Source organism: Shewanella sp. Arc9-LZ, assembly GCF_010092445.1.
Taxonomy (GTDB): Bacteria; Pseudomonadota; Gammaproteobacteria; order Enterobacterales; family Shewanellaceae; genus Shewanella.
In genome coordinates, this window is sequence record NZ_CP048031.1 from 359,839 (window position 1) to 373,456 (window position 13,618).

The 13,618-nt window shown below is 41.0% G+C and carries 14 protein-coding genes and 1 pseudogene; 10 read left to right on the plus strand and 5 right to left on the minus strand.

Annotated features, from left to right (window positions below; genetic code table 11):
- Positions 1–104 precede the first annotated feature (104 nt).
- The 3 genes from GUY17_RS01705 to typA form a co-directional block, all read right to left on the minus strand.
- Entirely contained in the window at positions 105–629 is a 525-nt protein-coding gene (locus GUY17_RS01705) for a DUF4124 domain-containing protein (RefSeq protein ID WP_162022110.1), read from the minus strand.
- Between the two features lie 130 nt (positions 630–759).
- Positions 760–1,071: a pyrimidine/purine nucleoside phosphorylase gene (locus GUY17_RS01710; protein ID WP_011635813.1), complete on the minus strand. Its 312-nt coding sequence runs from the start codon at positions 1,069–1,071 to the stop codon at positions 760–762.
- 457 nt (positions 1,072–1,528) lie between these two features.
- Positions 1,529–3,340, minus strand: coding sequence for a translational GTPase TypA (typA, locus tag GUY17_RS01715; protein ID WP_101084940.1), 1,812 nt, complete (start codon positions 3,338–3,340; stop codon positions 1,529–1,531).
- Between the two features lie 480 nt (positions 3,341–3,820).
- Here typA and glnA point away from each other — a divergent pair, with 480 nt between their 5' ends.
- The 4 genes and pseudogenes from glnA (at position 3,821) to GUY17_RS01740 (ending at position 7,169) form a co-directional block, all read left to right on the plus strand.
- A complete protein-coding gene (gene glnA, locus GUY17_RS01720) occupies positions 3,821–5,230 on the plus strand; it encodes a glutamate--ammonia ligase (protein ID WP_101084941.1) in 1,410 nt (469 codons plus the stop codon).
- A gap of 104 nt (positions 5,231–5,334) precedes the next feature.
- Positions 5,335–5,913 (plus strand): annotated as a pseudogene (locus GUY17_RS21135) (diguanylate cyclase).
- Positions 5,914–5,957: 44 nt separating this feature from the next.
- Complete coding sequence (locus GUY17_RS21260) at positions 5,958–6,506, plus strand: type II secretion system protein (protein WP_162022113.1); 549 nt, start codon at positions 5,958–5,960, stop codon at positions 6,504–6,506.
- 192 nt (positions 6,507–6,698) lie between these two features.
- Positions 6,699–7,169, plus strand: coding sequence for an Lrp/AsnC family transcriptional regulator (locus GUY17_RS01740; RefSeq protein WP_101084943.1), 471 nt, complete (start codon positions 6,699–6,701; stop codon positions 7,167–7,169).
- Positions 7,170–7,283: 114 nt separating this feature from the next.
- Here the strand turns inward: GUY17_RS01740 and GUY17_RS01745 are convergent, their stop codons facing one another.
- Complete coding sequence (locus GUY17_RS01745; protein WP_011635819.1) at positions 7,284–7,931, minus strand: DUF2959 domain-containing protein; 648 nt, start codon at positions 7,929–7,931, stop codon at positions 7,284–7,286.
- Positions 7,932–7,994: 63 nt separating this feature from the next.
- Positions 7,995–8,219, minus strand: a complete 225-nt coding sequence (locus GUY17_RS01750) for a hypothetical protein (RefSeq protein ID WP_101084944.1) — start codon at positions 8,217–8,219, stop codon at positions 7,995–7,997.
- Between the two features lie 105 nt (positions 8,220–8,324).
- Between GUY17_RS01750 and GUY17_RS01755 the strand changes: the two genes are divergently transcribed.
- The 6 genes from GUY17_RS01755 (at position 8,325) to GUY17_RS01780 (ending at position 13,577) form a co-directional block, all read left to right on the plus strand.
- On the plus strand, positions 8,325–9,296 hold the full coding sequence (locus GUY17_RS01755) for a virulence factor BrkB family protein (RefSeq protein WP_162022114.1): 972 nt from the start codon (positions 8,325–8,327) through the stop codon (positions 9,294–9,296).
- 150 nt (positions 9,297–9,446) lie between these two features.
- Positions 9,447–9,884, plus strand: coding sequence for a D-aminoacyl-tRNA deacylase (dtd, locus tag GUY17_RS01760; RefSeq protein ID WP_101084946.1), 438 nt, complete (start codon positions 9,447–9,449; stop codon positions 9,882–9,884).
- A 69-nt stretch (positions 9,885–9,953) separates the two neighbouring features.
- The gene (locus tag GUY17_RS01765; protein WP_101084947.1) at positions 9,954–10,448 is read left to right on the plus strand and encodes a thioesterase domain-containing protein; all 495 of its coding nucleotides are present in this window, start codon (positions 9,954–9,956) and stop codon (positions 10,446–10,448) included.
- A gap of 153 nt (positions 10,449–10,601) precedes the next feature.
- Positions 10,602–11,195, plus strand: coding sequence for an FMN-dependent NADH-azoreductase (locus tag GUY17_RS01770; protein ID WP_101084948.1), 594 nt, complete (start codon positions 10,602–10,604; stop codon positions 11,193–11,195).
- A gap of 259 nt (positions 11,196–11,454) precedes the next feature.
- Positions 11,455–12,066, plus strand: a complete 612-nt coding sequence (locus tag GUY17_RS01775; RefSeq protein WP_162022115.1) for an SCO family protein — start codon at positions 11,455–11,457, stop codon at positions 12,064–12,066.
- Between the two features lie 8 nt (positions 12,067–12,074).
- Positions 12,075–13,577: a methyl-accepting chemotaxis protein gene (locus GUY17_RS01780; RefSeq protein WP_101084950.1), complete on the plus strand. Its 1,503-nt coding sequence runs from the start codon at positions 12,075–12,077 to the stop codon at positions 13,575–13,577.
- Positions 13,578–13,618 lie beyond the last annotated feature (41 nt).

Sequence of the window (13,618 nt, forward strand, 5' to 3'; positions counted from 1 at the left end):
CACCACTTTGGTGCATATCACAACCCGGAACACACAAGCACTTTGTAAGATAAATAGTCACGCAAAATTTCATAAGCTAATGAATAAACTGATTTTTATCTTAATCATTTAGACTTTTTTGCAGGTCCAAATACAGATGCTTGGTGAAGGAATATCTTTCTAGGAGAGCTTGATGCAAGGACTTTGCCGCTTTGTGTTACAGCGTTAACAACCAACGAGTGTTCACCTCTATTAATGCCCGTTAATTGGAATATATTCGATGCTTGAGCTGGGGCAGCGATAATACCATCGACTAATAATGTCATTAGCACGCCACGAGGTAATTGAGGGGTGACGCTCACTGACACGGTAAATGCGCCATTATTGTCACGCACAGTAGCTTCTTCTTGGGGAGAGGTAATCGAAATCGTGTAGTTAATTGATGCTTCTGTTGTTGGGATGACATTGATTTTTGTTGGGGTGTCAATCGTCATGTTGTTTTGGGTGTTTTCATTTAATTCAACAGCTTCGGCATTATTTTTTTGTTCATCTGAGTAATGAACTTTGCCATTTTCGTCTACCCAACGGTATACGGTAGCAACACTTTGGGCGCTCAATAATAACAAACTAATAAGTATGATAAGGCGCATAATGCACTCCATAAAACGACAGTTTTAATAGAGTAGACGTTTTTATAAAAAAAATCAGCTTAAACTGTTTAGTTAAGCTGAATCGAAGCGGCAATATTAAACCGCTATTGTTTATTTAGGTGCAACAACACTAGATGTATTGGCAGCAGTATTCTGAAATTTGATCTGTTCGGATACTGAAGCTCACATTTGGTGCAAGCTCAAACTGGCTTGCTTCAGCATATGCAACCCACTCAGTTTTACCCGGTAATAACACGTCAAATTTGCCAGAAATAACCTGCATTATTTCACCTTGAGCCGTTGAAAACTCATATTCACCAGGCAATACCACACCAAAAGTTTGTTTACTACCATCAGCTAATACTACGCTTCTGCTTATCACTTTACCGTTAAAATACACATTGGCTTTTTTAGCGACGCTTACCTGTTGCAACATACTCATATATTTTCCCTAAAAATGATCTTGGTTTGAATCTATCTGCGTTTACGTAAAATATCTAGTTAAATGTTTTCATGTTGTATCACGAGAGTCGCTTCGCTGCTAGGGCGGACTGCGTCCTGCTAGAGTCGCTTCGCTGCTAGGGCGGACTGCGTCCTGCTAGAGTCGCTTCGCTGCTAAGGCGTAACTTCGTCACTGCTAGAGTCGCTTCGCTGCTAAGGCGTGACTTCGTCACTGCTTGAGTCGCTTCGCTGCTAGGGCGTGACTTCGTCACTGCTAGAGTCGCTTTGCTGCTAAGCTGTTGACTTTATAGCCTCTAGCCGCGGAGCGTACTAGCAGCGCAGCGTCCTAGGCCTTTCGCTTTTAGCCTGTATAGACTAGACAACAAAAAGCCCAGATGCATGCATCTGGGCTTTTTAGGTCTCAATGAGTGGCAGACGTTGCCACTCATTGATGGTAATTAACTGCGGTTATTACGCTTACGCTCATTCTCAGTTAAGAATCTCTTACGAACACGGATGTTCTTAGGAGTTACTTCAACTAATTCATCATCATCGATGAATTCAAGAGCTTGCTCAAGAGTCAATGTGATAGGCGTAGTCAATACTTGTGCTTCATCAGTACCTGATGCGCGCATGTTAGTTAGCTGCTTACCTTTCAAACAGTTTACTGTCAAATCGTTAGAGCGAGCATGAATACCCACTACTTGACCTTCATACACTTCAGCAGCGTGACCAATAAACATACGACCACGGTCTTGCAAAGCAAATAGAGCGAATGTTAGTGCTTTACCTGTTGCGTTTGAAATCAATACGCCGTTAGCGCGTTGACCAATATCGCCACCTTTGTGTGGACCGTAGTGATCAAATGAATGATAAATTAGACCAGTACCAGATGTTGCTGTTAAGAATTCGGTTTGGAAACCAATTAAGCCACGGCTTGGGATAACGAAGTCGATACGTACACGACCTTTACCATCAAGCTGCATGTCTTTCATTTCGCCTTTACGAACACCTAATTTTTCAATTACGGTACCTTGATGATCTTCTTCAACGTCAACTGTTACAGTTTCGTATGGTTCATGTAGCTCACCATCGATTGTTTTTAGAATAACTTCTGGACGAGATACGGCTAATTCATAACCTTCACGACGCATGTTTTCAATTAAAATCGATAAGTGTAATTCACCACGACCTGAAACGCGGAAACGGTCTGGACTTTCTGTTTCTTCAACGCGAAGTGCTACGTTGTGAACTAATTCAGTCTGTAAACGTTCAAGAATGTTACGTGAAGTAACATACTTACCTTCTTTACCCGCGAACGGAGAAGTGTTTACTTGGAATGTCATCGTTAGTGTTGGTTCATCAACAGTTAACGGTGGCATTGCTTCTACTGCATTCACTGCACAGATAGTATCAGAGATTTTAAGCTCGCCTAAACCTGTAATAGCAACGATGTCACCAGCATTTGCAATTGGCACTTCAGTACGGTCAAGACCCATGTAACCTAATACTTGGCCCATTTTACCGTTACGTGTCTTACCGTCAGCGCCAATAATGGTCACTTGTTGGTTAGTCTTAACGCTACCACGAGTAATACGGCCAATACCGATAACACCCACGTATGAGTTATAATCGATTTGAGAAATTTGCATTTGGAATGGAGCTTCTGCATCAGCATCTGGGAAAGCTACTTTCTCAACGATAGTTTGGAATAGCGGCGTCATATCATCGCTTGCTACATCTGGATCTAACGTTGCAAAACCATTTAATGCCGAAGCATAAACGATTGGGAAATCTAGTTGTTCGTCAGTGGCACCTAAGTTAACGAATAAATCGAATACTTGGTCAATAACCCAATCTGGACGAGCACTTGGACGGTCAATTTTGTTGATAACAACAATTGGCTTAAGGCCTTGAGCGAATGCTTTCTTGGTTACAAAGCGAGTTTGTGGCATTGGGCCATCAACTGCATCAACCAACAATAATACTGAGTCAACCATAGATAGAACGCGTTCAACTTCACCACCGAAATCGGCGTGGCCAGGAGTATCTACGATATTAATACGGTAGTCGTTCCACTGGATGGCAGTGTTCTTTGCCAGAATGGTGATCCCACGTTCTTTTTCAAGATCGTTAGAATCCATAACCCGCTCAGTAGCTTCTCCACGAGATGCAAGGGTTCCTGACTGCGCCAACATTTTGTCAACCAAGGTTGTTTTGCCATGGTCAACGTGGGCAATAATGGCGATGTTACGTAAATTCTCTAGCACGGATAAACCTCTAAACCAGCAAATAAAAAAAAAGGATCTAACAGTAGTTATAGATTGTAGCTACTGTAAAAAAGCGTGCCATTCTACTTCACAGCAGCTTTTGTAGATAGGATTATTTTTGAACACTTGTAAATCTATCGCTTGCTATGGATTAATAAACAGCATAAAACGTATATATATGAAGCATAACCATGGTGTAAGACAAAACTGTGACATTGGCTAAAACAGCAACATTAACATGACGCACCATTATGGACTTTTGCACCATGATGAAACATAGTGATGCACGAGGTTGGTGCAAGGTTATGATTTAGAAGATTTGGAAACTTTCTCATCTTCATAAAATCAATTAGTTAGCGATCTGGCATGAATATCGCTTTATTGCTGATAATTATGAAAAGATTCGTTTTCCAGGTGCATCATCTGGCGAATAGCAAAATTATTTAAGGGACAACCCTTTACCCTACCGGAGGCTTGAGAATGTCAGTTGAATCAGTTTTAAAACAACTTGTAGAGTTAGAAGTTAAGTTTGTAGACTTACGCTTTACCGACACTAAAGGTAAAGAGCAGCACGTTTCTATTCCTTCTCATCAAGTAAATGAAGATTTCTTTGAAGACGGTAAAATGTTTGATGGCTCTTCAATTACAGGTTGGAAAGGCATTAATGAATCTGACATGGTGCTAATGCCAGATCCAACCACTTTCGTATTAGACCCTTTCACAGAAGAAACAACAGCGCTTATTCGTTGTGATATTTTAGAACCTGGTACTATGACAGGTTATGATCGTGACCCACGTTCAATTGCTAAAAAAGCTGAAGCTTACCTAATTTCTACTGGTATTGCTGACACAGTATTGATTGGTCCAGAGCCAGAGTTCTTCTTATTTGACGATGTCCGTTTTGGTACCGACATGTCAGGTTGTTTTGTTAAGATTGACGCAAAAGAAGCATCATGGAACTCAGCTAAGAGCTATGAAGAAGGTAACACGGGTCACCGTCCAATGGTGAAAGGTGGTTATTTCCCAGTTGCACCAGTTGATTCTTCACAAGATTTACGTTCGGCAATGTGTTTAGTACTTGAAGAAATGGGTCAAGTAGTTGAAGCGCATCACCACGAAGTAGCAACAGCGGGTCAAAACGAAATCGCAACACGTTTCAATACGTTGACTAAGAAAGCTGATGAAATTCAAATTCTAAAATACGTTGTTCATAACATGGCGCATGCTTATGGTAAGACAGCGACATTTATGCCAAAACCAATCGTTGGTGACAACGGTAGCGGCATGCACGTGCATCAGTCTTTAGCTAAAGACGGGGTAAACTTATTCGCAGGTGATAAGTATGCTGGTTTGAGTGATTTAGCGCTTTACTACATTGGCGGCATTATTAAGCATGCTCGTGCATTGAATGCGTTCACTAACCCAAGCACTAACTCTTACAAGCGTTTAGTGCCACATTTTGAAGCGCCTGTAATGCTTGCATATTCTGCACGTAACCGCAGTGCTTCAATTCGTATTCCAGTGGTACCAAGCCCTAAAGGCCGTCGTATCGAAGCGCGTTTCCCTGATCCACATGCAAACCCATACTTAGGTTTCTCAGCATTACTTATGGCTGGTCTTGATGGTATTCAAAACAAGATCCACCCAGGTGAAGCAATGGATAAAGATTTATATGACTTACCTCCTGAAGAAGCTGCTGAAATTCCACAGGTTGCAACGTCATTAGAAAACGCACTTGAACATTTACAAGCTGACCATGAGTTCTTGACTAAAGGCGGCGTATTCAGCGAAGACTTTATCCAGTCTTATATCCAACTTAAAACGGCTGAAGCAGAACGTGTTGCACGTACTACTCACCCACTTGAGTTTGAGATGTACTACAGCTTGTAATTCTTGAATACAATTGCTTAAACAAGCAAACCAATAAAAAACCCGATAATTGATTATCGGGTTTTTTTTTGCTCAAAAGAGGTGAGAATGATAGTTTTCAGCAAATGTCAGAAGAGGTGATAAACAGCCGTGAAGAGTTATCTCAACGAGTCAGAGATCGCACTGCAGATTTAGTTATTGCCAAAACTAAAGCGTTACATTTAGCCAATCATGATGTGGTGACTGGACTCGCTAATCGGTTGTCGAACAGGCAGGCAACTGAGCGTTTACGGGATAAAAAACAGCCGTTCTCAATCCTTTTTATCGATCTCGATGGATTCAAAGTCATTAATGATACTTACGGGCACGGCATTGGCGATGCTTTGCTAGTCAAAATTGGTTAACAGGTAAGTAAGCATTTGTTTCCGAGTGAAATTCTTGCGCGTTATGGTGGTGACGAGTTTGTATTACTTTTACCGAATGATATCGACAGTGACGCTGTTATGGCCACTGCCAACAGTGTTCTTAAACTGATCAAACAACCTTTTCAAATAGGCTCACATTCTTTAATCATTAGTGCATGTATTGGCGCTGCCATTTATAATGGTGTTGATAGCGATACAGATAGCTTAATCCATCGTGCTGATGTTGCGATGTATCAGGCTAAACATGCCGGCAAAAGTCAGGTGATACTGGCTGATTAATATTTTAGAATAGAGATTAATGTTATTTTTTATTTGGCTGCAGGATGTCTAAATTGATACATACATGCTCATTTAATCATGGTTGTTTTTCGTGGCGTAAGCCGCAAGGGTTTAGCTTAATAGAACTTGTGGTAGTGATTATTATTTTAGGCATTCTTGCTGTCGTGGTTGCTCCGAAATTTATCGATTTAAAAAGTAATGCTTACGCGAGCAGTATGCAGGGTGTTGCAGCAGCAATTAACAGCGGTAAAACTTTGGTCTATTCAGCTTGCGTGATAAGCGCCAGTTGCGATGAAACGGCCCCTGGAGCCAGTAATGGTTTGGGCAATAGTATTACAGTACAAGGCCAATCAGTGACTCTAGCTTACGGATATCCGCGTCATACCTCAGCAGGTATCATCAGGATGATTAACATTGCCGACAACGGTAGCGGTGGTGAATTTAACATCACAACATACGATGTTAATAATCGAAGCGGGTTACGTATTCGTCCTAATGCGGATTATGCTGCGAATAAATGTGAAATTAGATACTCTCAGCCACAAGTTGCAGGAGAGTCACCTTTAGTTGTCGTCGATATTGACGAGTGTTAAGTGCTCTTGTTATTCGCGAGTATCACCTCAAATTACCCTCTTTAGACAAATGCCATGTTAACTTTATGGCATTTATTGTTTTGTGGCTCCCATTTGCTTGAAATATTTGTGATTAACGTAAATTTGTAGAGGATTTCACTCAGGAATATGATATTTATACCGTTAATCACTCACTAAAAAGCGATTTGTTCAATGGATAAGAAAGACCTCAAGCTATTAGAAATTTTACAACGTCAGGGCCGGATGGCTGTTTCTGAATTAGCCGATAAGGTTAATATGTCGGATACTCCTTGTTTACGACGAGTCAAAAAGCTTGAACAAGATAAAGTGATTTTAGGCTATGGTGCCCAAGTTGACCCTTTTAAAGTGGGTCTTAATGTTGTGGTTTATACATCGATACGCTTAACGGAACATACTGATCAATCGACAGCGTTATTTGAGTCAACCATGGCACAATTACCTCAAGTGATGGAATGCGCCGTGGTAACTGGATCTTATGATTATATGCTCAAAATAGTCGCCAAAGATTTGGTTTCTTATGAGCAATTTATCAAAAAATCGCTCGGCAACCTCAAGTTTGTCGCCAGCATTGAAACTACAGTAGTTTTGAAGCAAATATTTAGCCGTACGGCATTGCCAGTGGACCAGTCACCGATCGAATAAGCACAAATACGCAAATAGGCACATATAAATACCCAAAAGCAGCACCTAGGCCGTCATAGACTATGACAGCATAGGTTACCGCTAAGGGCGTTAAGTTGATAGGTTAGGTAAGGTTTAACCTTGTTCCATTGAGGCAATAAACTTGTTCGATTCGGCAATCGATTTGTTCATTTCTTTAATCAGGCTAGAGATATCAGTCTGTAAATTGGCAAACTCACCTTTAATTGCACCAATAGCCTGCGCATTTAGGTTATGTTTTAAATACAGCATATTATCTTTCATCGCAGTTAGAATGGGTGGCATTTTTGCTTCTGCACGACGCATGCTTCTCACTAGCGTTTTATATGAACGCTTGGTTTCATTGAGCTTGCTGGTGCTGTTACGACGTAAACTGGCTTTACTGATTTCTTCGATTTCAGTTTGCCATTCGTCAAATAATGCATCCGCGACATCTTCGACTTTCTCGATGCGATGACTCACTTCATCTGCTGCAGATTGAGCTGACTCATATTCATCTTTCGCTTTATTATAAGCATCTTCTAAATCGCCACCATCAAATGCCAAAAGCGCCTGCATTTCTTCCAATGCAGAGCTAAATTGCTCTTGTGCTTCTTCCTGCGACTCTTTAGCCTCTTGAACTCTATCGACCATAATGTCGCGTTTGTGGTAGCCGACTTTTTCCATTGCACCGTAATAGGCGCTTTGACAACCGCTCAACAGTAAACTGCTACTTAATAGTGCCAGTGATATCCATTTTTTCATCAATGTGTCTCTTTTATTGTGTGAGGCGAAAAGTGTCCTCGTTGAGGTTAACTACCTTATGAGTTAACTGCCCGATTTAAATTTTGCTGCGTCAATGATGCTCCATAAATGGAATAAACCACCGATAATGGCTGGGATGACCAACACAAAAAAGAAATAGCAAACAGCAGTAATGCAGAAGAATAACAAAGCCGCTAATATACGCCCTTGTAAAAGCTGACCTAGGCCTGGGAAAAATAAGCTCGCGACAGCTGCGAGTATATTACCCGCCGAACCTTGTTGTGACATCAATTTGCTCCATTATTCGATGACTAATATGTTATAACATTGTACGAAGTTAGTGACTTAATACAAATGTTATCTCCACTAACGTGGTATGAAATAAGGATTATTATGCCCAAAAAGTTTGATTACAGCCCTATTGCGGCTTTTTTTAGTGGGATTTGGCAGTTTCTACTCCATCTCAAACAACGGCTTGCTGAAGACCAAATTAATATACGAGCAGGTCATTTGGCCTATGTGACCTTGTTGTCATTGGTGCCTATGTTGGCTGTCACCATGTCGATGTTATCGGCCTTTCCGGTGTTTAAAGGTATTCGCGGCAATATTGAAGGCTTTATATATAATAATTTTATACCTGCAGCGGGTGATACGGTGCAAGTGCATATCAACGAGTTTGTCGCTAATGCATCTAAAGGCACCTTTGTCGGTATTGTTGCGTTAGTGTTTGTTGCCATTATGCTGATTTCAGCTATCGATAAAGCATTGAATAACATTTGGCGAATTACCGAAAAGCGCTCTTACGTGGTGTCATTTTCGATGTACTGGATGGTGTTAACTCTAGGTCCTGTACTCATTGGTGCAAGTCTAGTGGCCACCTCTTATGTTGTTTCATTAGAGGTGGTAACAGGCAGTGAGTTGTCTGGATTAGTCCCGTGGATTGTTGAGCGTCTACCATTGCTGTTTTCTGTGGCATCTATATTACTGTTGTATATGGTCGTGCCTAACAAGAAAATCCATTTTTTACATGCTCTATTGGGAGCTATTGTAGCAGCGGTATTATTTGAAGCAGGCAAAAAGGGTTTTGCGTTTTATGTGACCCAATTTCCGAGTTATGAAGCCATTTATGGTGCACTGGCAGTAGTGCCGATTTTATTTGTATGGGTATATTTATCGTGGATGATTGTATTACTCGGTGCAGAAATTACTGCCGCACTGCCAGAGTATCTGGAAAGTTTAGCGGTCATCGCGGATGATCTTAAAGCTGAAATTTTTACAGAGACTGAGACTAAAAGCCAGAATCTCAATAATGTGCACGATCCTATAGTGGTCGATAAATCCATTTCGTCGTCTGATAAATCTTAAGTGGCATTGGTGTTCTACGCCAATGTATTCAGTAACAACTAGTCTGTATGGGCCACAAGTAGCAAGTTATGTTGCTACCTGTGGTCTCTCAGTTGGCCTTGTTTTATTTTCTTCAATAAGCATCATCAAATAGCATAGTTTAAGGCAGTTATGATTGCATTAATTCAACGAGTTAAACGCGCGTCAGTGGCGGTCGACAATACAATAGTCGGCAAAATTGACCAAGGCTTGTTAGTATTACTAGGCATAGAGCGCGAAGATAATATTGATAAAATGGTTAAGTTAGCTACAAAAGTCATTAATTATCGGGTGTTTAGTGATGAAAACGGAAAAATGAATCTTAATCTGGCTCAAGTCGGTGGACAATTATTGGTGGTGTCGCAATTTACCTTAGCAGCAGATACCGGCAAAGGCTTAAGACCCAGTTTTTCGAGCGCTGCAACTCCTGAACAAGCCGATCGCCTTTATTTGGCTTTTGTCGAATATTGTCGCCAACAAGGGGTTATGACACAGACAGGACAATTTGGTGCAGATATGCAGGTCGAGTTGGTCAATGATGGCCCAGTGACCTTTAATCTGCAGGTATAAGGCCTTAATTTATTACCATTCTATTATTGTCAGTAGAGGTTAACCAGTCATCATCGGAGGGATGCCGTTATGTTTGATATTTCATTCACAGAAGCGCAATCAGATGCCAAGGTCAATGCTTTACTGCAGACCTTGTGTGAAACTTGGCATAGTACGATTCCTGTTAGTCAATTTATGGGCATTAAACCAGTGTTGTTTAATGGAGATAGCCTACAAGTCACTGCACCTTTAGAGCCCAACGTTAACTTACATCACACCATGTTTGCTGGCAGTATTTATACCTTAATGACATTAACAGGCTGGGGAATGGTGTGGTTACAGCAGCAATTGTCACAAGCCCATGGTGATATTGTATTAGCTGATGCAAAAGTCAGGTATTTAAAACCGGTGACTAAACAGCCCTATGCCAAAGTTATTTGGCCCTATACTGATTTGAACCCATTAAACCGAGGCCGGCGAGTCAAAATCACCTTAGAAGTGGCGTTATATTGTGATGACATTATGTGTGCTACGTTTACCGGCCAATTTGTGTCTTTACCGCCAAAAAATGGTCGCGTTGATTAACATATTCGCGTTGAACAAGTGAATATATTTCGATTTTATCGAATATAATTGCATAATTATTGCGCTATTATTCTTTTTTATAGGTCAATATACTAGCTGCATTGGTCAGGCACATAGCATATGACCCAACAAACATATGGGTGAGACTTAACAATGGCAAAAGTATTAATTTTAAAATCAAGCATTCTAGGCAGTTATTCACAGTCTTCAGCATTAGTTGATTATTTAAATCAGCAATGGAGCAGTAAAGGTGCACAAATTACAGTGCGTGATTTAGGTAAAAATACCTTGCCAATGTTAGATGGTGAGCTAGCTTCTGGTTTACGTGGCGGCGATAACCTTTCCGAACGCCAATTATCTGCAGTGGCACTATCGAATGAATTAGTCGCTGAAATTAACGATCATGACACCATTGTTATCGCAGCGCCGATGTACAACTTTGGCATACCGACAACGTTAAAAAATTGGATCGATTTTATTGCTCGTGCCGGTGTAACGTTTACTTACACCGATACCGGACCCGTTGGATTAATCAAAGGTAAGCGTGCCATTATTGTGACGACTCGTGGTGGAGCGCATAAAGGCGGGTCTACAGATCATGTTGTACCTTACTTAACAACTGTGTTGGGCTTCATTGGAATTAACAACGTCGAAACCATTTATGCTGAATCATTAAATATGGGCCCAGATGCAGCCGAAGCAGGTATTAGCCAAGCTAAGCTTGATATTGATGCAATAGCACTCTAATCATTTTATAGATGTTTAGATAACGCCACGAATTCGTATAGTTAACGCTTAATGAACCTTTGACATTTAAAGGTTCATTAAGCGTTTTTTTATTTTGTGTTTTGTTGTTATTTTATTAATCCAAAAAAGTATTTACTGCGTATAATTAGTACAACCAGTATCTAGATTGATGCCAATTTTACTTTTCAAAAATGTAGTTTCATTAACAAAAGCCTACGGGTTTACCGTTGAAAAGCCGTCATACTGTCATTTATTTTTTATGAAACTCAGAAAAATTGTCATCGCGTCAGTATTAATCTTGCTCGCTTTGAGTCTTATGCCTATATTGATGCTGATCAATCAGTGGGCTTCAGATACAGAGGCTTATGGCATTACCGGAAATGACGGCCAGCAGATTCATTTTCGGTGGCAAGACGTTAATCAACAAGTTCACCAGTACCCTGCGTCCGCGGGAACATATACCTACTTATTTTTAGGTTTTTTGTCGTGCTCAGAAATTTGTCCAATACGCATTGAGCAATTAGATCAACTTGAGCAACGAATAGAGCAGGATGCTTCGATAAATAAAGCTGAGGTTCAATTTATGTTTGTGACTATCGATCCTGATAACGACACATTAGCCGTGCGCCAAGCGGTGATCGATGCACGCTCTAAACGTTTTGTCAGTGCGTCATTGTCCGAGTCAGATTTACATCAACTTGAGTTACGCTTATCTGACAATATCAATCGACAACTCGCAACTATAAATCATGTAGGTAATCTATTTTTGTTGGATCCTTACGGAAAAATTGCGCGTATTTACACTGCTAAGCAGCTTTCAACATCCAAAATGCTCATCGACCTAAACCATATTATTTCAACTCAACACTAGGGATATGTATGAATGATAATCAAACAGTGACACTGCTTAAAAAAAATGATTCATATATATATCGATTATTGTTGCTGCAGGCTCCACTGCTAGCCGCGAGTGGTTTTATTGGCGCTAAAATGCTGACATTTAGTATCACCGCCGCGATAGCAGTATTGGTAATATCACAGCTCAGTTATGTTTTGCTAAAAGGTACTGAGTTGTTTGGCATTGTGGCTGCTGTGATTATGATGACAGTATCGGGACTATTAGTTCAAAGCCAAATGGGCATGATTGAAATGCACTTTCATATCTTTGCTACCATGGGGATATTTCTTATTTACCTGCGTTGGCAGCCGTTAGTGGCCGCTTTGTTGACCGTGGCGATACATCACGTCTTAATGACTTATATCCAATTACAAGGTGTTGAACTATTTGATACGCCAGTGATGATTTTTGCTGGCGAGTGCAGCTGGAGCATCATGATTGTTCATGCGCTGTTTGCCGTAACTGAAACCGGTATTTTAATTCGTATTGCCTTATTTATGCGTGCAGACTCAGTTGCCAATCAACGTATTGCTGGTGCAATTCAACATATTTCACAGCATAAAGATTTATCGATTCGGTTACCTTCAGCCGATACTCAGGCAGAAATGTCCTTTAATTTGATGCTGGAAGAGTTGTCGCAATTGTTTAACGACTATCGCGATATTGCTGTGAAAATGGCAAGTACTTCCGACAATTTAATGAGCCTGAGCGATCAAGCTCAACATGCGGTACAACAGCAAAATAACCAAGCGCGATTGATTGCCGAATCGACTCAACATGTTATTGACAGTTTTCAGCAAATGGCTCATGACAGCCAAATTTCAGCGGATCAAGCAAGAGAGGGGGCAACCTCAAGTCTTGGCGATCGCCAGAACGCATTAAGCATTATGAAAGACATGCAGGCGCTAGAAACCAATATGACTGAAGTAACTGAATCAATGACTGATTTAACCACTGATGTTAGTGCTATTACCACACAGTTGCAGGCCATTCGCAGTATTTCAGATCAAACTAACTTACTTGCGTTGAATGCGGCGATTGAAGCGGCTAGAGCGGGTGAGAGTGGCCGTGGTTTTGCCGTTGTGGCAGATGAAGTTCGCACTTTAGCAAAGCGTACCAGTCAGTCTACCGATGGTATTGAAAAAGTACTGAGTCGTTTAAATGTCAGCATGCTAAAAACCGTTGAGTCGATGGATCAAGGCAAGCAACGTACGACGCAAAATGTAGTCCACACCAGTAGCATTGCTCAAGGGCTTGAGCAACGTTCTGCTCAAATAGGTCAAGTGGCTACCTTGAGCCACAATGTGGCAAATGGTACACAACAACAAGCAGATAGATTGACTCAAATAGGTGCGGAGATTTTGGATAACGCCCAAGCCGTTGTACTTTTATCGGCGCAAGTTCAAAAGCTGGCTGGTGGCGCGGTAGAAATGAAACGGATTACTCAAGACTATCAAGCCAAAGCTGCGGCTTACAAGGTGTAAAAACACAGGCGAAAGCATCGCTTTCGCCTGCATTATATGGC